Annotated in this window: 24 protein-coding genes and 1 tRNA gene; 16 read left to right on the top strand and 9 right to left on the bottom strand. The window is 64.9% G+C overall.

Annotation, left to right across the window (positions count from 1 at the left end; all coding sequences use genetic code 11):
• Nucleotides 1-17: 17 nt before the first annotated feature.
• From G5S42_RS02005 to G5S42_RS44015, 10 genes are all read left to right on the top strand, one after another.
• Nucleotides 18-1022, top strand: a complete 1005-nt coding sequence (locus G5S42_RS02005) for a hypothetical protein (RefSeq protein WP_176105303.1) — start codon at nt 18-20, stop codon at nt 1020-1022.
• Nucleotides 1019-1684 carry a gluconate 2-dehydrogenase subunit 3 family protein gene (locus G5S42_RS02010; RefSeq protein WP_176105304.1) on the top strand — a complete coding sequence of 222 codons (666 nt, stop codon included), beginning with the start codon at nt 1019-1021 and terminating at the stop codon, nt 1682-1684. The genes G5S42_RS02005 and G5S42_RS02010 overlap by 4 nt, the downstream gene beginning before the upstream one ends.
• Nucleotides 1674-3317, top strand: a complete 1644-nt coding sequence (locus G5S42_RS02015) for a GMC family oxidoreductase (protein WP_176105305.1) — start codon at nt 1674-1676, stop codon at nt 3315-3317. Before G5S42_RS02010 ends, G5S42_RS02015 begins: the two co-directional genes overlap by 11 nt.
• 31 nt (nt 3318-3348) lie before the next feature.
• The gene (locus G5S42_RS02020; protein WP_176105306.1) at nt 3349-3738 is read left to right on the top strand and encodes a VOC family protein; all 390 of its coding nucleotides are present in this window, start codon (nt 3349-3351) and stop codon (nt 3736-3738) included.
• 262 nt (nt 3739-4000) lie between these two features.
• On the top strand, nt 4001-5137 hold the full coding sequence (locus tag G5S42_RS02025; RefSeq protein WP_176105307.1) for a muconate/chloromuconate family cycloisomerase: 1137 nt from the start codon (nt 4001-4003) through the stop codon (nt 5135-5137).
• A gap of 27 nt (nt 5138-5164) precedes the next feature.
• Complete coding sequence (gene catC, locus G5S42_RS02030) at nt 5165-5455, top strand: muconolactone Delta-isomerase (protein WP_176105308.1); 291 nt, start codon at nt 5165-5167, stop codon at nt 5453-5455.
• Between the two features lie 79 nt (nt 5456-5534).
• Complete coding sequence (gene catA, locus G5S42_RS02035; protein WP_176105309.1) at nt 5535-6470, top strand: catechol 1,2-dioxygenase; 936 nt, start codon at nt 5535-5537, stop codon at nt 6468-6470.
• Between the two features lie 103 nt (nt 6471-6573).
• Nucleotides 6574-7830 (top strand): GTPase, encoded by a 1257-nt coding sequence (locus tag G5S42_RS02040; protein ID WP_176105310.1) that lies wholly within the window; start codon nt 6574-6576, stop codon nt 7828-7830.
• Complete coding sequence (locus G5S42_RS02045) at nt 7827-9095, top strand: GTPase (RefSeq protein ID WP_246391777.1); 1269 nt, start codon at nt 7827-7829, stop codon at nt 9093-9095. The genes G5S42_RS02040 and G5S42_RS02045 overlap by 4 nt, the downstream gene beginning before the upstream one ends.
• Nucleotides 9023-9406 carry a hypothetical protein gene (locus G5S42_RS44015; protein WP_246391778.1) on the top strand — a complete coding sequence of 128 codons (384 nt, stop codon included), beginning with the start codon at nt 9023-9025 and terminating at the stop codon, nt 9404-9406. Before G5S42_RS02045 ends, G5S42_RS44015 begins: the two co-directional genes overlap by 73 nt.
• Nucleotides 9407-9487: 81 nt before the next feature.
• Here G5S42_RS44015 and G5S42_RS02050 read toward each other — a convergent pair whose 3' ends face one another.
• The 4 genes from G5S42_RS02050 to G5S42_RS02065 form a co-directional block, all read right to left on the bottom strand.
• Nucleotides 9488-10123 (bottom strand): riboflavin synthase, encoded by a 636-nt coding sequence (locus tag G5S42_RS02050; protein ID WP_176105311.1) that lies wholly within the window; start codon nt 10121-10123, stop codon nt 9488-9490.
• Nucleotides 10124-10138: 15 nt separating this feature from the next.
• Entirely contained in the window at nt 10139-11290 is a 1152-nt protein-coding gene (gene ribD, locus G5S42_RS02055; RefSeq protein WP_176105312.1) for a bifunctional diaminohydroxyphosphoribosylaminopyrimidine deaminase/5-amino-6-(5-phosphoribosylamino)uracil reductase RibD, read from the bottom strand.
• A gap of 63 nt (nt 11291-11353) precedes the next feature.
• Nucleotides 11354-12637, bottom strand: a complete 1284-nt coding sequence (gene hemL / locus G5S42_RS02060) for a glutamate-1-semialdehyde 2,1-aminomutase (RefSeq protein WP_176105313.1) — start codon at nt 12635-12637, stop codon at nt 11354-11356.
• Nucleotides 12638-12794: 157 nt separating this feature from the next.
• Nucleotides 12795-13271, bottom strand: a complete 477-nt coding sequence (locus tag G5S42_RS02065) for a hypothetical protein (RefSeq protein WP_176105314.1) — start codon at nt 13269-13271, stop codon at nt 12795-12797.
• A 203-nt stretch (nt 13272-13474) separates the two neighbouring features.
• On the opposite strand from G5S42_RS02065, the gene G5S42_RS02070 reads away from it, so the two are divergent.
• From G5S42_RS02070 to G5S42_RS02080, 3 genes are all read left to right on the top strand, one after another.
• A complete protein-coding gene (locus G5S42_RS02070; protein ID WP_176105315.1) occupies nt 13475-14695 on the top strand; it encodes a Bcr/CflA family multidrug efflux MFS transporter in 1221 nt (406 codons plus the stop codon).
• Between the two features lie 215 nt (nt 14696-14910).
• Complete coding sequence (locus G5S42_RS02075) at nt 14911-15141, top strand: hypothetical protein (protein ID WP_176105316.1); 231 nt, start codon at nt 14911-14913, stop codon at nt 15139-15141.
• A gap of 68 nt (nt 15142-15209) precedes the next feature.
• Nucleotides 15210-15614: a RidA family protein gene (locus G5S42_RS02080; RefSeq protein ID WP_176105317.1), complete on the top strand. Its 405-nt coding sequence runs from the start codon at nt 15210-15212 to the stop codon at nt 15612-15614.
• 185 nt (nt 15615-15799) lie between these two features.
• On the opposite strand, the gene G5S42_RS02085 is transcribed toward G5S42_RS02080, so the two are convergent.
• From G5S42_RS02085 to rph, 5 genes are all read right to left on the bottom strand, one after another.
• Entirely contained in the window at nt 15800-16219 is a 420-nt protein-coding gene (locus tag G5S42_RS02085) for a DUF4279 domain-containing protein (RefSeq protein WP_176105318.1), read from the bottom strand.
• A 451-nt stretch (nt 16220-16670) separates the two neighbouring features.
• Nucleotides 16671-16760, bottom strand: a tRNA-Ser gene (locus G5S42_RS02090).
• Nucleotides 16761-16815: 55 nt separating this feature from the next.
• Entirely contained in the window at nt 16816-18045 is a 1230-nt protein-coding gene (gene hemW / locus G5S42_RS02095) for a radical SAM family heme chaperone HemW (RefSeq protein ID WP_176105319.1), read from the bottom strand.
• Nucleotides 18042-18704, bottom strand: a complete 663-nt coding sequence (gene rdgB / locus G5S42_RS02100; RefSeq protein ID WP_376776860.1) for an RdgB/HAM1 family non-canonical purine NTP pyrophosphatase — start codon at nt 18702-18704, stop codon at nt 18042-18044. The genes hemW and rdgB overlap by 4 nt, the downstream gene beginning before the upstream one ends.
• Nucleotides 18701-19438, bottom strand: coding sequence for a ribonuclease PH (rph, locus tag G5S42_RS02105; protein ID WP_176105320.1), 738 nt, complete (start codon nt 19436-19438; stop codon nt 18701-18703). The genes rdgB and rph overlap by 4 nt, the downstream gene beginning before the upstream one ends.
• A 337-nt stretch (nt 19439-19775) precedes the next feature.
• Here rph and G5S42_RS02110 point away from each other — a divergent pair, with 337 nt between their 5' ends.
• Genes G5S42_RS02110 through rpoZ form a run of 3 tightly spaced genes read left to right on the top strand, consistent with a single transcriptional unit; the run spans nt 19776 to nt 21666 of the window.
• Nucleotides 19776-20699 carry a YicC/YloC family endoribonuclease gene (locus G5S42_RS02110; protein ID WP_176105321.1) on the top strand — a complete coding sequence of 308 codons (924 nt, stop codon included), beginning with the start codon at nt 19776-19778 and terminating at the stop codon, nt 20697-20699.
• A gap of 19 nt (nt 20700-20718) precedes the next feature.
• Entirely contained in the window at nt 20719-21402 is a 684-nt protein-coding gene (gmk, locus tag G5S42_RS02115; protein ID WP_176105322.1) for a guanylate kinase, read from the top strand.
• Between the two features lie 60 nt (nt 21403-21462).
• Complete coding sequence (rpoZ, locus tag G5S42_RS02120) at nt 21463-21666, top strand: DNA-directed RNA polymerase subunit omega (protein WP_008921215.1); 204 nt, start codon at nt 21463-21465, stop codon at nt 21664-21666.
• The last annotated feature ends 3 nt before the right edge of the window (nt 21667-21669 follow it).

Here is a 21669-nt window from a genome sequence, read left to right on the forward strand (position 1 = left end):
ACAAGGAAGCGATATCGATGAGCTCCTCAAGCGTACCCGGATTGCTGTACACGGCGGCGGCCATTGCTGCCGTCGCGACGTTGGCCGCGCGCGGCGCGCGAGGACCCGAGCCGCATCCCGAACCACGCGGGAGCGGCCTGCGACACCGCGAGCGTGGAGCCTCCGTGACGTTCCCGGCGCGTGTGCACACGAGAAAACCCACTGACGAGGTCCAGGCACACGTCGAAGCGGCCCGCACCTTCAACCATAGCTCCGCGCTGCTCGCGCTGTCGGTGCTCGCCGACAGCGCGATGGAGCACTATCGCGGCTCGTTCGACAATCCCGCGATGTTCGCGCCGCTCGTCAGTGCGAGCCTGTCGCTCGCCGCGGGTCTGCATGGCGGGGCGGATCGTCGCGGCCAAACGCATCGCGCACGCCATGCGATCTATCTGAGCGCGGCGGCGACCGGCATCGCCGGCACGGGGTTCCATGTCTACAACGTGATGAAGCGCCCGGGCGGCTGGAGCTGGAACAACCTGTTTCACGCGGCACCGCTCGGCGCGCCGATCGCGTTGCTGCTGTCGGGCGCGCTCGGTGCCGTCGCCGAACGGCTGCGCGACCAGCCCGCCGCCGACCCTCGACTGCTCGGCATGCCGGCCGGTCAGGCGCTCGGTCTGCTGGTCGCGGCCGGTCTCGTCGGCACCGTGGGGGAGGCCGCACTGCTGCATTTTCGCGGCGCGTTCCAGCATCGCGCGATGTACGCGCCGGTCAGCATTCCGCCCGTCACCGCGGCGCTGCTCGCGCATGCCGCGCTGGCCGCTCCGCGCGAGCGCTGGTACACGCGGCTGTGGTTGCGCATCACGACCGCGCTCGGCTTTATCGGCGCGGGTTTTCACGCGCGCGGGATCGCGCGTCGCCAGGGCGGCTGGCGCAACTGGAGCCAGAACCTGTTCGACGGGCCGCCGCTGCCCGCGCCGCCGAGCTTTTCCGCGCTGGCGCTCGCCGGGCTCGCCGCGCTGCGTCTGCGGGAGACTGAAAAATGACCCACCAACCACGCTCGACCCGAGCCACCCGCTATCCCGGCTACGACGTGCTCGACAAACGCGCGACGCCGTCGTGGGACGCTCACACCCGCGCGGTGATCGCCGAACGCCTCGCGACACCGCTCGAGCCGCGCTTTTTCAGCGCCGTCGAATGGCTCGCGGTCACGTCGCTGTGCGCGCGCATCGTGCCACAAGCGAACGCGCATCCGGTGGTGCCGCTCGCCGCGCTGCTCGACGCGCACCTCGCCGGCAACGGCAACGACGGCTACCGCGACGCCCGTTTGCCGCCGATGCGCGACGCCTGGCGCATCGGCCTCGCCGCGCTCGATGCCGAATCCCGCGAGCGCGGCGGCCTGCCGTTCGCGAGCCTCGCGCACGACGCGCAGATCACGCTGCTCGGCGACATGCAGCGCGGCGAACTGACGAACCCCGCGTGGCGCGGCATGCCGTCGAAGCTGTTTTTCAGCGAGCGGGTGCTGCACGACATCTGCGGGCTCTACTACTCGCATCCGCACGCGTGGAGCGAGATCGGTTTCGGCGGCCCGGCGAATCCGCGCGGCTACGTGCGCATGTACCTGAACCGGCGCGATCCGTGGGAGGCGGTCGAAGCGACGCCCGACACGCACGAGCAGGCCACGAGGGAGAACCGCCGTGTCCGATGACGCGCAGCAACGGCCGCGCGGCAAGGACGGCCGCGCCCCCGACGTGTTCCAGCGCGGCGGCTGGGTGCCGATGCGCACGTACTCCGACGGCGAAGAAGTAGATTTCGCGATCGTCGGCACTGGCGCCGGCGGGGGCACGCTCGCGTGCCGGCTCGCGGAGCAAGGCTTCAGGGTAGTCGCGTTCGATGCCGGCGCGTGGTGGCGTCCGCTCGAAGAGTTCGCGTCGGACGAGGCGCATCAGGAAAAGCTGTTCTGGACCGACGAGCGCATCTGCGACGGCGACAATCCGCTGAAGCTCGGCCACAACAACAGCGGCAAGGCGGTCGGCGGCAGCACGGTCCATTTCGCGATGGTGTCGCTGCGTTTTCGGCCCGAGTGGTTCAAGTCGCGCAGCGTGCTCGGCTATGGCGCCGACTGGCCGCTCGACTGGCGCGAGATGTGGCGCTACTACGGCGAGGTCGAGGACGCGCTGAAAATCTCCGGACCGGTCAACTATCCGTGGGGCCCGAAGCGGCCGCGCTATCCGTATCGCGCGCATGAGCTGAACGCGGCGGCGCTGGTGCTCGCGCGCGGCGCCGAGGCGCTCGGCATCGGCTGGTGCCCGACGCCGCTCGCAACCATCTCCGCGCCGCGCGGCCGCGCGCATCCGTGCGTGTACCGGGGCTTTTGCGTGTCCGGCTGCGCGACCAACGCGAAGCAAAGCGCGCTCGTCACGTGGATTCCGCGTGCGCTGCGTGCCGGCGCCGAAGTGCGCGATCTGGCGATGGTCGGCCGCGTCGTCACCAACGACGCGGGGCTCGCCACCGGCGTCGAATATCTGCGCGAAGGGCATTGGCGATTCCAGCGCGCGAAGCACGTGGTGGTGGCCGGCTACGCGATCGAAACGCCGCGCCTGTTGCTGATGTCGGCCAACAGCCGCTTTCCGGATGGACTCGCGAACAGCTCGGGACTCGTCGGCAAAAACCTGATGGCGCAGTCGAATCAGGCCGTCTACGGCACCTTCGACGAAGACATCCGCTGGTACAAGGGCCCGCCGTCGCTCGCGCTCACCGAGCACTGGAACTACGAAGACAAGGGCAAGGACTTCTTCGGCGGCTACTGCTACATGAGCCAGGGGCCGCTGCCGAACGGCTGGGTCGCGGTGCAGAACGGCCGTGGCTTGTGGGGTGACGCGCTCGGCGCGGAGATGCTCAAGTACAACCACCAGGCGGGGCTGAAGATCGTCGGCGAGATGCTGCCGCAGCAGCGCAACCGCGTGACGCTTGCAGACGAAAAGGACCAGTACGGGCTGCCGATCGCGCGCGTCACCTATTCATGGTGCGACAACGACAAGCGGCTCATCGCGCATTCGCTAGACTTCATGGAGCAGGCGCTCGCAGCCGCGGGGGGCAACGATATCTGGCGCGAGACCGACGACACCTGCCATCTGAACGGCACCGCCCGCATGGGCGACGATCCGGCGACGAGCGTAGTCGATGCGGACTGCCGCAGCTGGGACATCCGCAACCTGTGGGTGTGCGACGGCTCGGTGTTTCCGACCGTCGGCGGCGTGAATCCGTCGTTGACGATCCAGGCGATCGCGTTCCGCACTGCCGACCGCATCGCCGCGCTGGCCGCGCGCGGTGAGCTATAGGTTTCGCATCGTTCGCCGGATGGAGGCTTGCATGAAGCGTACGTGGACGATCATCGGGGTCGATGACGTGGCTCGCAGCTTCGGCTGGTATCAGCAGCTGTTCGGTCAGCCGCCGACGTCGCCCGCTCACGACGACTTCGGACAGATCCGCGACACGGACGGCACCGTGTTGCTGTGTCTGCATCAGTGGGGCGCGCATGAACACCCAACGTTGACGAGCCGCGACAATGGTCTACCCGGCAACGGCCTGCTGCTGTTTTTCCGGGTGGACGATTTCGATTCGTGCGTCGCGCGGGCCCGGGCGCTCGCCGATCGTTTCGAAGAAGAGCCGCGCATCAATTCGCACACGGGCACGCTGGAATTCGCGCTGCGCGATCCGGACGGGTACTACGTGATGGTCAGCGCGCTGTCCGAGGCGTGAGGCTTTGTCGCCAGTCACACCCTACCGCGCACAACATGCTCTGCGAGCATCGAAGCTTGGCGCAGATCATGTTCGCGGCGAGAAAACGGCGTCTTTTTCAATGCGCAGCATGCATGGTGCGACGCAAAATCCATAGAAGGGCCGGGGTTGTGGGCCTCACCATACCTTGAGGGTATGAAAGAGGACGGGAAAAGTATTGGACGGGCTAAATGGGCGAGGGGTATAAAAACATCCAATGAACTCACTTCCCGCCGCAGCCGCCATGACCCAAGCGACCATCGAACGTATCGAAACCCGCCTCGTCGATCTGCCGACGATCCGCCCTCACAAGCTGTCGGTCGCCACGATGTACGGGCAGACGCTGATGCTGGTCAAGGTGTACTGCAGCGACGGCATCGTCGGGATCGGCGAAGGCACCACGATCGCCGGCATGGCCTATGGCCCGGAAAGCCCCGAGGCGATGAAGCTCGCGATCGACGCCTACTTCGCCCCGGCGATGATCGGCAAGGACGCGACGCAGATCCAGGCGCTGATGGCGCACCTCGGCAAGACGGTCAAGGTCAATCATTTCTCGAAGAGCGCGCTCGAAACCGCGCTGCTCGACGCGCAAGGCAAGCGCCTTGGCGTGCCGGTGAGCGAGCTGCTCGGCGGACGTCGCCGTGAGCGCCTGCCGGTTGCGTGGACGCTCGCGTCGGGCGATACCGCGAAGGACATCGCCGAAGCCGAGCACATGCTCGACGTGCGCCGCCACAAGGTCTTCAAGCTGAAGATCGGCGCGAAGGAACTGAAGGCCGACATCAATCACGTCGCCGACATCAAGAAAGCGGTCGGCGAGCGCGCCGCGGTGCGTGTCGACGTCAATATGGCGTGGAGCGAGACCCAGGCCGCCTGGGCGATTCCGGCGCTGGCCGAAGCGGGCTGCGATCTGGTCGAGCAGCCGGTTGCATCCGCCGCGGCGCTTGCGCGCCTGATGCGGCGCTTCCCGGTCGCGCTGATGGCCGACGAAGTCCTGCAAGGTCCGGACAGCGCGTTCGAGATCGCGAAGAACGGCGGCGCCGATGTGTTCGCGATCAAGATCGAACAGAGCGGCGGCCTGTTCGCCGCGCAGCGCGTGGCCACGATCGCCGATGCCGCCGGCATCGAGCTGTACGGCGGCACGATGCTCGAAGGCGCGTTCAGCACGGTCGCGTCGGCGCATCTGTTCGCGAGCTTCGCGAACCTGCAATGGGGCACCGAACTGTTCGGGCCGTTGCTGATCACCGAAGAAATTCTGACCACGCCGCTTGATTACAGCGACTTCGAACTGACCGTGCCGAATGGCCCGGGTCTCGGCATCGAACTCGACGAGGCGAAGGTCAAGCGATTCACTCGAGACGGGCTGATGAAGGTCACCCGCTAAACGGATTCGGATCAAGAGGAGTCAACGATGCTTTTCCATGTGCGAATGGACGTGAACCTGCCGGTCGACATGCCGGCCGAAGTGGCGAACGAAATCAAGACCCGCGAGAAGGCTTACTCGCAGGAACTCCAGCGTAGCGGCAAGTGGCGTCATATCTGGCGCCTCGTTGGCGAGTACGCGAATTACAGCATCTTCGATGTAGAGAGCAATGCCGAACTTCACGACATTCTGTTCGGTTTGCCTCTGTTCCCGTACATGAAGATTTCGGTGACGCCTCTGTGTCGTCACCCGTCGTCGATTCGGGACGACGACATCTGAGCCCAGGGGCCAGGCGCTGTTTGAAGGCGAGCGCATCCAAAGCCATCTTTTCCCCCTATACCAACTGGAGACAGTCATCGTGAGCGTCAAAGTATTTGAAACCAAAGAAGTGCAGGATCTGCTGAAGGCCGCTTCCAACGTCGATGCCGGTAACGGCAACGCACGTTTCCAGCAGATCGTTTTCCGTCTGCTGGGTGACCTGTTCAAGGCAATCGATGACCTCGACATCACGCCCGACGAAGTCTGGGCCGGCGTCAACTATCTGAACAAGCTCGGCCAGGACGGCGAAGCAGCGCTGCTCGCAGCCGGCCTCGGTCTCGAGAAGTACCTCGACATCCGCATGGACGCCGAGGACAAGAAGATCGGTCTCGAAGGCGGCACGCCGCGCACGATCGAAGGCCCGCTGTATGTGGCCGGCGCGCCGGTGCGCGACGGCGTGTCGAAGATCGACATCAACGCCGACGAAGACGCGGGCCCGCTCGTGATCCGCGGCACGGTCAAGGATCTGGACGGCAAGCCGGTCGCCGGCGCGCTCGTCGAGTGCTGGCACGCGAACTCGAAGGGCTTCTATTCGCACTTCGATCCGACCGGCGCACAGACCGAGTTCAACCTGCGCGGCGCGGTGAAGACCGGCGCCGACGGCAAGTACGAGTTCCGCACGCTGATGCCGGTGGGCTATGGCTGCCCGCCGCACGGCGCGACGCAGCAGCTGCTGAACGTGCTGGGCCGTCACGGCAACCGTCCGGCGCACGTGCACTTTTTCGTCAGCAGCGACGGTCATCGCAAGCTGACTACGCAGTTCAACATCGAAGGCGATCCGCTGATTTGGGACGACTTCGCGTATGCAACGCGCGAAGAGCTGATTCCGCCGGTCGTCGAGAAAACCGGTGGCGCGGCGCTGGGCCTGAAGGCCGATGCGTACAAGGACATCGAGTTCAACTTCACGATCACGCCGCTGGTTCAAGGTAAGGACAACCAGCTCGTCTATCGTCTGCGCGCTTCGGCCGAAGCGTGATCGCACGAGGCGGCGCCGTGGCGACACGGCCGCCGCCTTTCGTTGCCAACGGCCGGCAGTCCTGTCGGCCGGACCAATCCCCTGAAGCGTCGAGGAGTCGACGGTGTCGAGCAAACTTCGTGAGCAGGCAGCGCACGATGTCGCGTCCGTGCTGCCCGAGCGGGCCCACGATCTGGCGCGCCTGCTGATTCTGATCGACGATAGTGAACCGGTCGTCACCGTCGTCGGCAAATACAACCACGGCAAGAGCAGCCTGCTCAACGAGCTGTTGGGCCGCGATGCGTTCGCGGTGTCCGACCGGCGCGAAACGGTGCGCCTGTCCGACAGCGTGCACCAGGGCGTGCGCTGGCTCGACGCGCCGGGACTCGACGCCGACGTCGGCAGCGAAGACGACCGCGAAGCGTTGCGCGCCGCGTGGCTGAAGTCCGACATTCGCCTGTTCGTGCACGCCGCGAAAGAGGGCGAGCTCGATGCGAAGGAACGGACGCTGCTGACCGAGCTCGACGCCGATCGCGTCAGGACCGGGCGGCAGACGCTGTTCGTGCTGTCACAAGTCGACCAGCTGCCCGACGACGCCGCGTTGCGGAACATCGGCGCAGCGATCGACCGGCAGATGCCGGGCATCACGCTGAACGCGGTGTCGTCGATGCGGCATCGCAAGGGGCTCGACGGCGGCAAGAAACTGCTGCTTGAAAAGAGCGGCATCCCCGCGCTGCATACCGCGTTGCGCGCGGAACTCGCGCGTGTGCCGGGTGCGCGCGCTCACGAAACCACGCTGCTGATCGGCGAAATCCGCGACGAACTGCAACGGCTGCGCGCGGCACGGCTGACGTCGCTGGAGATTCTGCGCACCACGCAGCAGCAACAAAAGCAGGCCTTCGATCGGAGCCTCGCGGCCGTCATCGACAAAGTCAGCGGGGACATCGGCGCGATGTTGAATGCGCTCGGCACCGATCACGCGATCGTGCCCGATACCGCGAAGGACGCCTACGCGATCACCGCGGGCAAACTGGAGCGCGCGCACATCCAGATTGCGTACTCGCGCGGGTGCATCGAGATCGATGCGATGCTGGCCGGGCACGGTGTCATCGGTCTGCCGGCGGAGCAGCACACCGCGGCGAAAAGCCTGAACTCGGTGATGATCGCGGTGATGGGCGTGTCGGTGAAGTATCGCAAGGATCTGCGCCGCATGTTCTGCGAAGCGACGGGACGCGAACGCATGCAGCGCGAGTTCACGCACTACTACGAGTTGTCCGCCGACCGCAAGGCGCTGGCCGCGCAGATCGCCGATACGCAAGCAGCGCTCGTCGCATCGGACGACGCGACGGCCGCGATGCGGATACTGGAGGCGCGCGCATGAAAGCCGACGCGAGCCACGAGCAACGATTCATCGCCGAGGTCGATGCATTCGACTTCATCGCCGAGGATACCGACGCGCTGCTGCATGCGCTGAACGACTGGCTCGCGAAGCTGAACGCCGAACGGCGGACTGGCTGTTTGACGTGCGACGGCTTGCACGCAAACAACGCACTGGCCATTCAGGCCGACACGATCAGCACGCTGCTGCGTGACAGCGTGCAAGCATCGATGCAACAGTGGTCGAGCCTCGAAGCAGTCCGAAACCTCGCCGATTATTTCGACGATCAGGCACTGCTGCTCGTGTTCGGCAAGTTCAACGCGGGCAAGAGCTCGTTCTGCAATTTCCTCGCCGAGCGCTTCGCCGCGCACGAGCGCAGCGTGCAGTATTTCCATGTGGATGGGGGCCGCGTCGTCGAGACATCGGAGCCCTTTACCGAAGGCGCGACCGAAACGACTTCGCGGCTGCAGGGCGTGCGTCTCGGCGCAAAGCTGGTGCTGCTCGACACGCCGGGATTGCATTCGGTGACGCCGGAAAACGCAGCGCTAACGCAGCGCTTCACCGATAGCGCCGACGGTGTGTTGTGGCTGACCAGCCCCACCTCGCCCGGCCAGGTGCAGGAGCTCGACGAGCTCGGCCGCGAATTGCATCGGAACAAGCCGCTGCTGCCGGTCGTGACGCGTAGCGACGAGTACGAGGAAGACGAAGTCGACGGCGAACTCGTCAAGTGTCTGCGCAACAAGAGCGCGTCGCGTCGCGCGCTGCAGGAGCACGACGTCAGCGTGCGGGCGGAACACAAGCTCGTCGCGATGGGCGTCGACAAGGCGCTGCTGAAACCGCCGGTGTCGGTCTCAGCGTATGTGGCGCGCGAGGCGGGGCAGACCGCGGCGGCCATGAGTGACGCGGGCTTCGAGCGACTGTACGCCGCGTTGCTCGACATCGCCGGACCGGCGCTCGCGTATAAACGGCGCAAGCGGGCCGAGGTGCTGCTGCATCATCTGGAAGAGAATGTGCTCGGCAACCTGCAAAGCGATGTGCTGCCGTTGCTTGCCGAACTTGGCGAGTCGTCGCAGGCGGCGCTCGAGCGGCTCGAGCAACAGCAGGAGCAGCTGGCCAACGCGGTGTGGCGCGGCATCGTGCCGACGCTGCCCGCGTTGCTCGATGCGCATGCGGCGACGCGTGACGTGATCGGGCTGTGCAATGCGCTGTCGCAATCGATTTCGAGCTGTATCGGCACGAGGCAGACAGGCTGCTGGGCGATTATCTGATCGAGCCCGACGCTTCGCTCGCACGCATCGAACTCGCTGACGATGCCGGTTTCGACGATATCGTCGTCGAGCGTTTGGGCGGAAATGGACCGATGACCGAGGTCGCGGGCGTCGACTATGGCCGCCTTCACGCCGCGCTCAGCCGCGCGATTCGCGAGTGCGTGCTGAATCTGTCCAACCATGCCGCGCAACGGTGCCGCGCGTCGATCGCTCAGTTGATGAAGCTCGCGCGGCGTCTTGCAGCGTCGTTAGCGACGCATGAGGAAGGCTTGCTCGATCTGAAGTCGCAGGTGCGATCGGAATCTGTCTGACGCGCCGCGCAAATGCCGTGTCTCACCGTTCTCATCGCGCGGCATCGGATTGGAGCGCTTGACCGCCTCGACGGCGCGTGATTACTTCAACGATTGATCGCCATCGCGCGGCGCATTGAGCATTCGCTCCACATACCGCGCAATCAGATCGATTTCCAGATTCACTTTCACGCCATCGCGCAGATGCTTGAGCGCCGTTACCTGCACGGTATGCGGAATCAGATTGATCGAAAACTCGCAGCCGTCATCGCGATCAGCGACGGAGTTCACGGTCAGGCTCACGCCGTTGACCGTAATCGAACCCTTGTACGCGAGATAGCGGCCGATGTCGCGCGGCGCGAGGATGCGCAGCTCGTGCGATTCGCCGACCGGCGCGAAACGCGTGACGGTACCGAGCCCGTCGACGTGTCCGGACACGATATGTCCGCCGAGCCGGTCATGCGCGCGCAGCGCTTTCTCGAGATTGACCTCGCCGGTTTCGCCGAGACCGGCCGTGCGGTTCAGGCTTTCGCGCGATACGTCGACTTCGAACGAATGAGCGGTCTTCGCGACCACCGTCATGCAGGCGCCCTGGATCGTGATGCTGTCGCCGAGCTGCACGTCGGCGAGGTCGAGGCCGCCGGCTTCGACGTTCAGGCGTACGCCCGCGTCGTCGCCCGCGCCGAGCGGCTTGACTGATTCGATGCGGCCCACTGCCGCGACGATTCCTGTAAACATCGTGCTAATCCTTGATCATTTCGAAACGGTGGGGGACACGGCGTCGGTCCCGGGTACGGGCGCCTGCGCAAAGCGCGCGAGAATCCGCAGATCGTCGCCGATCCGCTCGACCGTGTGGAAATTGAGCTTCACACGGTCTTCGAGCAGGTCGGGCGCGTCCAGATTGAACATGCTCATCGAGTCCACGCCGAGCAGGCTCGGCGCCAGATAGACGAGCAGTTCATCGACGCAGCCTTCGCGCAGCAGCGAGCCGTTCAGCTTGTAGCCGGCTTCGACGTGCAATTCGTTCACGTTGCGCTCGCCGAGCACGCTCAGCATGCGCGGCAGATCCACTTTGCCGAACGCGTTCGGCAGCGGCACGATCTCGGCGCCGCGCTCGCGCAGCGCAACCGCGCGTTCTTCGAGACGCGCATCGAGCTCGCCGCAGAAAATCAGCGTCGGCGCGCCGGCCAGGATCTGCGCGTCGAGCGGCACGTCGAGCTGGCTGTCGATCAGCACGCGGTGCGGCTGGCGCGGCGTATCGACCGCCCGCACGGTCATGCGCGGATTGTCTTCGCGCACGGTGCCGATGCCCGTCAGGATCGCCGACGCGCGCGCACGCCACGCATGACCGTCGGCGCGCGCGGCCGCGCTCGTGATCCACTGGCTCTCACCCGAAGGCAAGCCGGTGCGGCCATCGAGCGATGCCGCCACCTTCATGCGCACCCACGGACGGCCGCGCGTCATGCGCGACACGAAGCCGATGTTCAGCTCGCGCGCTTCGTTTGCGAGCAGCCCGCAGCGCACTTCGATACCGGCTTCGCGCAGCATCGCGAGACCGCGGCCGGACACCTGTGGATTGGGATCTTCCATCGCCGCGATCACGCGGCCGATCTGTGCTTCGATCAGCGCGCTGGCGCACGGTGGCGTGCGGCCGAAATGGCTGCACGGTTCGAGCGTCACGTAGGCGGTCGCGCCGCGCAGGTCGTGGCCGCGCGAGCGCGCGTCCTTCAGCGCGCGAATCTCGGCGTGATCCTGACCGGCAGGCTGCGTGTAGCCTTCGCCGATCACCTCGCCGTTTCTGACGAGCACGCAGCCGACGCGCGGATTCGGGTCGGTCGTGTACATGCCGCGCTTCGCGAGCGCGAGCGCGCGTTCCATATGGACGAAATCGGTTTGCGAGAACATCGGTGTCCGTTGTGGTGCGGTGTCTGGGTCGTGCGGGTTGCGGCTTTTGCCTGAAGTCCGGGTTTAGCCCTTCAACGCTGCGAACGCGCCGCGCGCGGCGTCGATCGTCGCGTCGATCACTGCGTCGTCGTGCGCGCTCGACACGAAGCCCGCCTCATACGCGGACGGCGCGAAGTACACGCCCGCGTCGAGCATCTTGTGGAAGAACGCGTTGAAGCGCGGCACGTCGCTCTTCGTGACGTCGGCGAAGCTCGTCGGGATCGATTCGCGGAAGTAGATGCCGAACATGCCGCCGAGCGCATCGGCTGCGAACGGCACGTCCGCTTCGCGGGCGACCTGCGCGAGCCCTTGCGCGAGACGCGTGGTGCGTGCGGCGAGCGTGTCGTAGAAGCCGGGCGCCTGGATCAGCTGCAGCGTCTTCAGGCCGGCCGCGACCGCGATCGGATTGCCCGACAGCGTGCCCGCCTGATAGACGCCGCCGAGCGGCGCGAGGTGAGCCATGATGTCGCGCCGTCCGCCGAACACCGCCGCCGGCATGCCGCCGCCGATCACCTTGCCGAGGCACGTAAGGTCCGGCGTGATGCCGTAGAGCTGCTGCGCGCCGCCGAGCGCAACGCGGAAGCCGCACATCACTTCGTCGAAGATCAGCACCGAGCCGTACTCGGTGCACAGGCGCCGCAGCGCCTGCAGGAATTCGGGGGTCGCGCGCACGAGGTTCATATTGCCCGCAACCGGCTCGACGATCACCGAGGCGATCTCGTTGCCGAACGCCTCGAACGCTTCTTCGAGCTCGGCGACGTTGTTGTATTCGAGCACGGTGGTGTGCTTCGCGATATCGACCGGCACGCCCGCCGAGGTCGGATTGCCGAAGGTCAGGAGGCCCGAGCCAGCCTTTACGAGCAGGCTGTCCGCATGGCCGTGATAGCAGCCTTCGAACTTGACGATGCGGCTGCGGTTCGTGAAGCCGCGCGCGAGACGCAGCGCGCTCATCGTCGCCTCGGTGCCGCTCGACACCATGCGCACCTGTTCGATCGACGGCACCAGCTTGCAGATTTCCTCGGCGATCTGGACTTCCGACTCGGTCGGCGCGCCGAACGAGAAGCCATTCACGAGCACGCGCTGCACGGCTTCGAGCACTTCGGGATGAACGTGGCCGAGGATCATGGGACCCCACGAGCCGATGTAGTCGGTATAGCGCTGGCCGTCCGCGTCCCAGAAGTACGGGCCTTGCGCGCGCTCGATGAAGCGCGGCGTGCCACCGACGGAACGGAAAGCGCGCACCGGCGAATTCACGCCGCCGGGGATCGTGCGTTGCGCGCGTTCGAAGAGGGTTTCGTTTCTGGACATGGCGATGGCTGGAATAGGGAGCAAGGGTTGCGCAGCGGCGCAAAGGGCCTCGGACGATTCCCGCGGACACTTCGCGCGATGCTGGGATGGATCGAGAAATTGTACCGGACTCGGCGCCGGCGGGCTGTGCGTGCGGGCGGCCGCGGCGGCGGGAATTTCAGGCCCGGCTGCCCGGTGCGGGCAGCGCCGGCGGCTTGCGCTTGCCGGTCAATTCGGCCCAGCGCTTCTCCAGCGCGCCTTCGGCGATCGGCTTGATGATCGTGCCCGAGCTTTGCGCATCCCACGTCTGCACCGAGAACGGATGCACACGCAGCTGATCGCGCGGGATGACCGGCGCGTGATGCGCATCGACGAGCCAGTCGTAGACGAAGTCGATGCACAGCCGGTAACCGCGTTTGGTCGACGCGTCGGGGACTTCGTACGGCGCGCGCGTCACGTAGCCCGAACCGAAGATACCCTTCGGCTCCTGCGCGACGCGATGCAGGAACACGCGATCGCCGGGCAGGATACCGCGCGCGAAGCCGCAGCCCCACGCGTCGGTCACCGCTTCGCCGGCCGCCACGCGTTTCGCGATGTCGGGCAGCTCGGGCCACGGCCATTTTTTGGGGCTCCAGATCAGCAGAAAGGCGGTCATCGCGGGTTCGAACGGGAGCGGGGGAAGGGGGTGGGCATGCAGGCGGCAGCTTAACCGATCGACGGTGTTTGCGCCGCGCGGTGCTGCCTCGCGCACAGTCAGCGGGTTAACCGTCGCGTACAATCGAGGCGGTCAGCTGATGGCCGTTCCCGCCTCACCCGTTCCGCTGCCGATGCCGGCGCGGCGTTCCATCCGGATTTCCCATGTCTCACGTCGTCAAACGCCGGCCCGATGGCCGGCTGATCCTGTTGCTCGGCGCGCTGGCCGCGTGCGGGCCGATTTCCATCGACATGTATCTGCCGAGCCTGCCGACCATCGCGCAGGCTTTCGCGGTCGGCACGGGCGCCGCGCAATCGACGTTGACGAGCTTCATGTTCGGCTTCTCGATCGGCATGCTGCTGTACGGTCCGCTGTCCGATACGTATGGCCGCCGGCCGATCCTGCTTGGCGGCATCATCATGTATGCGCTCGCGAGCATCGCCTGCGCGCTGTCGATCTCGATCGGCTCGCTGGTCGGCTTTCGCTTCGTGCAGGCGTTGGGCGCGGGGGCGGCGTCGGTGCTGGCTCGCGCGATCGCGCGCGACGCGCACGAGCCCGGCGATGCGGCGCGCGTACTGTCGATGATCGCGATCGTCACTGCGATCGGTCCGCTGCTCGCACCGCTGATCGGCGGACAGTTGCTGCTGCTGGGCGGCTGGCGCGCGGTATTCGTCGCGCTGACGCTGTTCGGGGCCGTATGCGCGGTGACCGCATTCCTGAAGGTACCGGAGACGTGGCCGCGCGAGATGCGCGCGCAGTCGGCGCTGCTGAAGTCGTTCGGCGCGTATGGCACGCTGCTGCGCGATCCGGTCGCGTGGGGACATATGTTGTGCGGCGGCATGGCGTTTGCGTCGATGTTCGCGTACATCACGGCGACGCCGTTCGTCTACATCGAGTATTTCCACGTGTCCGCGCAGCACTATGGCTTCCTGTTCGCGCTGAATATCGTCGGCATCATGTTCGGCAATTACCTGAATACGCGGTTCGTCGGCCGGCTCGGGCCGGTGCCGATCATCTCGTTTGCGGCGACCGTGAGCTTCGTCGCGTCGCTGTTCGTGTCCGTCGTGTCGCTGACTGGGTGGGGCGGCTTGTGGTCGATCGTGTTTGGCCTCTTTTTCGTCGTCAGCGTGGTGGGCGTGTTGTCCGCCAACTGCACGACCGATCTGATGCATCGCTATCCGGTCAACGCAGGTGCCGCGGCGGCCGTATTCGGCGCGGTGCAGCTCGCGCTGGGCGCGTTGTCGAGCCTCGCGGTCGGACTGTGGCAGGACGGCACGCCGAAGGGCATGGGCATCGTCGTCGGCGTGGCGGGCTGCCTGTGCTTTGTCGGACGCAGGCTCGTGATGCGCTGGAACGGGACGAAGTCGCCGGTTGCGGCTGTGTAGCGTGTGCTGTTTGGGTATTGAGGTCGAGCACTGCGCGGGCGCTGTGAAAACGGCGTGAAAGCCATATGACGCTCGAGCTACACGGGCTGTCGGTATCGACCGACGCGTGAGTTCACCGGGCGCGTCTCCGGAAAACACCTGGTGTTGCGCGCGCACCACCGTGCGTCGCGGTTTGCATTGCTATGATGAAGTCACTGTTCCTCGGAGCGGCAATCATGGCGATCAAAGACCTGATAAACGGCGAACGGCAATTTGCCGCATTCGCCGAAGCACAACGGCTGGCCGACAGCGGCGCTTACTACGATTACACCGACATCGAATATGTGTTGCGCTTTGATCACGGGTTGACGGATGTATCGGCTCTGCTCGATAGCCAGCTGATGCATCGCGATCTGAATCGCCGTTGTGCCGATGCGCGCGAGAAGCTCGAGATCGCGGATGCGTGATGCGCGGGTTTGCGCTGAATGAAGCACGGCGATGAACCGCTCCGGGAATTTCACTTCTGGAGTGGTTGATGACCGATAGCACGCGCGCCTCACGTTTGCCTCACACCGACAACCCAGCCGCGCTGGCCAAACCCGGCGGTCACTACAGTCATGTCGCGGTCGCGAATGGCTTCGTGTTCGTGTCCGGGCAATTGCCGATCAATGCGCAAGGCGACAAGCTTGCCGATGCGTCATTCGACGCGCAAGCCGAACAGGTTCTGGCCAATGTGAAGGCGGCGCTCGAAAGCGTCGGCAGCAGCGTCGCGCAATTGGTGCAGGTGCGCGTGTATGTCGTCGATGTCGAACATTGGGCTAGCTTCAATCAGATCTACGCGCGCTGGGCCGGTGAGGCCAAACCGGCGCGCGCGGTTGTGCCGGTGCCGCAGTTGCACTATGGGTTCAAGATCGAGGTTGAGGCGGTGGGGGTGGTTTAGTTCGGGGTGGTGCAAGCGAGTACCTGAAGCTTCGCAGGCTTTTCTCGTTTTCACGATCAGATCCTGCCGAAGCACGCGGCAAAGGTCGAGCATCAACCGGCGATGCCTTGGCGCGACCCTTGCCGAACGGGCGCTTGCGCATACTGTGTCGAGCAAGGGATCGGCTTGTGCATTCGAGCGAGGCTCTATCGATATTCGTCAATCTCAACGGTGCCGCCCATGGCTTCCATCAGGGTGCGGATATCGTCGGCCACATCAGGCACGCGGTCGCCGCTCTCGTTGTCCCAATAACAGAAGAAACGCATCTGTGCGCCAGTGCGCTTGAGCAATTCGGGCAGGTCCAATCGGGGCAATGCCAAGCGTTCGACAAGATAGCGAAGGTGAGGCGCGAGAAGATCACTCTGAACATGCCCCTTGCTATCCACACTCCATACACCAATTCGAGCGGGGTACTTGCTAGTGCGCCCAGACGGTGTAGTGCGGAATTGCCCCCGAACGCTCTGCATGTCCGGTTCAACGCCAAAATAGTTTGTCCAGAATTCGGGCCGCTCCACGTCCTGATAGATAGTGAAAGAAGCATGTGCAAGTTGATGGGTCGTTACCATAACATTCCTTCAGGGTGCAACTGTGCATGTTGTCGATAACCACGCCGTTAAATTCCACGTCTCCATCGTCATGCCAGATCACGTTGTTGTCGCCGCGCAATTTGTTGTACTGCTTCATAGCGTGAAGCATGTCGCTGAACGTACATAGGTGTGTCGATGGTCTATCTGAAGCCGCTGCCGGTGTTGACAGCAGTCAGATAAGTACCGTGCGACAGGCAGTCCGTACATGGGCGACCGCCCAAAATCTCCACGGGTTTCGACGAAACAGATAAAAGCGCCCGCAAGAACATTGCGATTTTTCGCGCCCGTAGTGCGGTTGCTCGCGGGGAGCGACCGTAACTCTCGTCTATGATCTTTCCAGTCGCTGAGGGCACTCGCGCAGCGGATCATCGGGATAAGAAAAACAAAAACCCCGTAAGTTGCTGAACTTACGGGGTTTTTCTTGGGAGACTGGCGGAGGCGGTGAGATTCGAACTCACGGAAGGATTGCTCCTTCGCCGGTTTTCAAGACCGGTGCCTTAAACCACTCGGCCACACCTCCAAACCGCGAATTGTAACCTGGAAAGACTTCGCTGCCGAGTCCAGGCGAGTCGCCATCACTGCGGATCTTTCAGAAACAGCGCCTGCAGATCGTTCAGGAACGCCTGCCCAAGCGGCGTCGGCGCGATCCGTTCGTGGTCGCGCGTAATCAGCTTGCGCCGTTCCGCTTCCTGCAACGCGGGTTCGATCGTCGTGATCGACAGACCCGTGCGCTCGATGAACCGATGCACCGGAAACCCTTCCACCAGGCGCAGCGCGTTCAGCATGAACTCGAACGGCAGATCGCGCGGCCCGACCTCGTGCTCTTCCTGCACGCTTGCCCCGGCCTTGGCCTGTTCGATGAACGTGGTGGGATGTTTGTAGCGCGCCTGACGCACGATGCGATTCGGAAACGACAGCTTCGTATGCGCACCCGCGCCGATGCCGAGATAGTCGCCGAAACGCCAGTAGTTCAGATTGTGTTTGCTTTGCCGATGCGGCCGCGCATACGCGGACACCTCGTAGCGCTCATAGCCGGCCTCGGCGGTGCGTTGATGAATCCAGTCCTGCATGTCCGCGGACGCGTCGTCGTCGGGCAGCGCGGGCGGGAACTTGGCGAACAGCGTGTTCGGTTCGAGCGTCAGGTGATACAGCGACAGATGCGGCGGTGCAAACGACAACGCCGTTTCCACGTCGGCCTGGCATTCGGCGAGCGTTTGCCTGGGCAGCGCGAACATCAGGTCGAGGTTGAAGTTGTCGAACGTGGTCGCGGCGACTTCGACCGCGTGGCGCGCCTGCGCCGCGTCGTGAATGCGGCCGAGCGCCTTCAGATGCGTTTCGTTGAAACTCTGGATGCCCACCGACAGCCGGTTCACGCCGCTCGCGCGAAACTGCGCGAACTTGTCGGCTTCGAACGTGCCGGGGTTCGCTTCGAGCGTGATTTCCGCGTCGGCGTCGAGGGGCAGCAAAGCGCGAATATCCGACAGCATGCGATCGAGCCCCGCCGCCGACAGCAAACTCGGCGTGCCCCCGCCGATGAACACCGTATGCACCTGGCGGCCCCAGATCAGTGGCAACGCCATTTCCAGATCGGCGCGCAGCGCGTCGAGGTAGTCGTTCTCCGGGAACGCTTCGCCCTTCCACTCATGCGAATTGAAGTCGCAGTACGGGCACTTGCGCACGCACCACGGAAAATGCACGTACAGCGCGAGCGGCGGCAGGGACGTCAAACGGATGCCGCCTGGCGACGTGAATGCCTTGACGACGCCGTTGCCGATGTCCGCCGGTGTCGATCGGATCGGAATCACGCTTCCTCCGACAGGCGAGCGAGCAGTTGCCGCAGCGCGATCGCGCGATGACTGCTGGCGTTCTTGACTGCTGGCTCGAGCTCGGCGGCGCTCGCGTTAAGCGAGGGCAGATAGAAGTACGGGTCGTAACCGAAGCCATGTTCGCCGCGCGGCGCGTCGAGGATTTCGCCATGCCAGCGGCCTTCGGCGATCAGCGGTTCGGGATCGTCCGCGTGACGCACGAGGGCGAGCACGCAGTAGTAATAGCCGCGCCGATCGCTCACGCTCCGCAGTTCTTCGACGAGTCGCGCGTTGTTCGCCGCGTCGCTTTTCTCGCCGCCGGCGAGTTGCGCGAAGCGGGCCGAGTAGACGCCCGGCCCGCCGCGCAGTGCACGCACGCAAAGGCCCGAGTCGTCGGCGAGCGCGGGCAGGCCGGTCAGCTTCGCCGCGTGACGAGCCTTGGCGAGCGCGTTTTCGACGAAGGTGGGGTGCGGCTCTTCCGCTTCCGGTACATTGAGCGCGCCTTGCGGGATCAACTCGATGCCGGCCGCGCCGAGCAGCGCCGCGAATTCGCGCAGCTTGCCCGCGTTGTTCGACGCGAGCACGACTTTTTTCAGCGGCATGCCCGACGTGATGCCGAGAGCATCGTTCCCGCCGCCGTCCTGACGAACCTCATTCACTGCTGCACTCCCAGCGCTTCTTTCTGCTTCGCGATCAGCGTGCTGATGCCGTCGCTCGCGAGATCGAGAAGCGCATTCATTTCTTCGCGCGAGAACGGCACGCCTTCGGCGGTGCCCTGAATTTCGACGAAGCCGCCCGCGCCCGTCATCACGACGTTCATGTCGGTGTCGCACTGCGAGTCTTCGTCGTAGTCGAGGTCGAGCACCGGCACGCCGTCGTACACGCCGACCGAAATCGCGGCGACGTAATCCGTGATCGGCGAGCTTTCGATGCGGCCCGTGGCGAGTAATCTGGCGACCGCATCATGCGCGGCGACGAACGCGCCTGTGATGCTCGCGGTGCGCGTGCCGCCGTCGGCCTGGATCACGTCGCAGTCGAGATTGATCGTGCGCGCGCCGAGCTTCTCGAGATCGAACACCGAGCGCAGCGCGCGGCCGATCAGCCGCTGAATTTCCTGCGTGCGGCCGGTCTGTTTGCCGCGCGCGGCTTCGCGATCGCTGCGCGTATGCGTGGCGCGCGGCAGCATGCCGTATTCGGCGGTGAGCCAGCCCTGGCCGCGATCACGCAGGAACGGCGGCACGCTCTCGCTGACGCTCGCGGTGCAGATCACCTTGGTGTCGCCGAACTCGACCAGCACCGAGCCCTCCGCATGCTTCGTGTAGTGACGCGTGATGCGCACGTCGCGCAACTGGTTGGGCTGGCGGCCGCTGGGGCGTGGGGTGTCGTTGCTCATGTCGGAATGGGTCGCGTTGAGTGCCGAAAGGCCGGAAGAGGGGCGGAGGAAAAACTCTAATTTTACCGCCGATCGAATCGGGCGGTTGCCCATACGCATGGCACACGAGCTTGCGGGCGATGAGCGCCGCTTGAGCACGCGAGAGTCATCGTTACGACGAGCGGCAATCCGTACCGTGAAAGCAGCCGCGTGCCGGGCCGCATCCGGGCTCGCTCACGAGCGGATGGCGCCGCCAAAAATGGGATAATGCCGGTTCCCCGCCCCGCGTCTCGTACACGCCGGGCGATCCGCTTCTCAGGCCATCGTCGAACGCATGGCCGCAATCGCGAGATATACGATGATCTACAGCATGACTGGCTATGCGAGCGCCACGCGCGAACTCGTGGCGGCCTCGGGCACTGGCGGCGTCAGCGTGTCGGTCGAATTACGCACGGTGAACTCGCGCTTTCTCGACCTGAACTTCCGCATGCCGGAAGACGTACGCGTCGTCGAACCGACGCTGCGCGAAATGCTGATGAACAAGCTGTCGCGCGGCAAGGTCGACATTCGCGTGAATCTGCAGCGCAGCGAGCAGTCGGCGAACGCGGGCGCGATCAACCACGACGCGCTCTCGCAGCTCGCGCAGCTGGAACGCGCGGTGCTCGACACGTTTCCGGAAGCCGGCCGTCTGCGAACTGGCGAAATTCTGCGCTGGCCGGGCGTGCTCGCCGAAAGCGGCATCGCGCCCGAGACGTTGCGCGACACGGTGCTCGCGTGCGGCAAGCAGGCGATCGCGGATCTGATCGACGTGCGTGCGCGCGAAGGCGCGCAACTCGCGACGATGCTGCTCGGCAACGTCACCGAAATGGAAACGATCGTCACGAAGATCACGCCGCTCGTGCCCGAGCTGATTGCGCGGCATCAGCAGAAGATCGTCGAGCGTCTGCAGGAAGCGCTCGGCATCGCCGCACCGGATGCGGCTGTGACGATCGTGTCGCGCGAAGAGATCAACGAGCGGATTCGCCAGGAAGTGACGATGTACGGCATTCGCATCGACATCGCCGAAGAGCTGTCGCGCCTCACCGCGCACCTGAACGAAACGCGCCACGTGATCGAGAAGGGCGGCAAGGTCGGCAAGCGGCTCGACTTCATGATGCAGGAGCTGAACCGCGAAGCGAACACGCTCGGTTCCAAGGCGGCGGCGAAGGAACTCGCGGATTCGTCGATGACGCTGAAACTACTGATCGAACAGATGCGCGAGCAGGTACAGAATCTCGAATAAGGCTGGAGCACTACACATCATGACTGACCACCATCCACGCGAAGCCGGCGCGCCGCGCCATCCGTACGCCGGCGCCTATCCCGGCAATCTGTTCATGGTCGTCGCGCCGTCGGGCGCGGGCAAGTCGACGCTCGTGAACGCGCTGCTCGCGGGCGACGACGCGATCCGTCTGTCGATCTCGTACACGACGCGCCCGCCCCGTCCGAAGGAGCAGGACGGCGAGCACTATCACTTCACGACCGTCGAAGACTTCATGCGGCGTCACGACGCGGGCGAGTTTCTCGAAAGCGCGGAAGTGCACGGCAACTACTATGGCACGTCGCGCGTGTGGATCGAGGAGCAGATGAAAAACGGCCATGACGTGCTGCTCGAAATCGACTGGCAGGGCGCGCAGCAGGTGAAGAAGCAATTCCACAACGCGGTGGAGATTTTCATTCTGCCGCCGTCGCTCGAAGCGCTCGAAGAGCGTCTGAAAAAGCGCGGCCAGGACGAACCGAACGTGATCACGCGACGCCTGCTCGCGGCGGGCGGCGAGATCGCGCACGCGGCCGAAGCGGAGTACGTGGTGATCAACGAAAACTTCGATCGTGCGCTGGCTGAATTGCAGTGCCTCGTCGGCGCGACGCGCTCGCGCTTTGCGTCGCAGTACGCGCGTCACACGCAGCTTTTCATGCAGCTCGGCATCCACCTGCCGCACGCGTGAGCGCGGCGTGCCGTCAGGCACATAAGGTAGAATAAGCAACATACTGAGAAGGAACCCAACATGGCCCGCATTACCGTCGAAGACTGCCTCAAACAGATCCCGAACCGTTTCGAACTCGCGCTTGCCGCGACCTATCGCGCGCGTCAGCTCGCTCAAGGCCACACGCCGAAGATCGAAAGCCGCGACAAGCCCACCGTCCTCGCGCTGCGTGAAATCGCATCGGGTCAGGTCGGCGTCGAAATGCTGAAGAAGGTGCCGGTCTAAGGC

Origin of the sequence: Paraburkholderia youngii (assembly GCF_013366925.1) — a bacterium.
GTDB classification, from domain to species: domain Bacteria; phylum Pseudomonadota; class Gammaproteobacteria; order Burkholderiales; family Burkholderiaceae; genus Paraburkholderia; species Paraburkholderia youngii.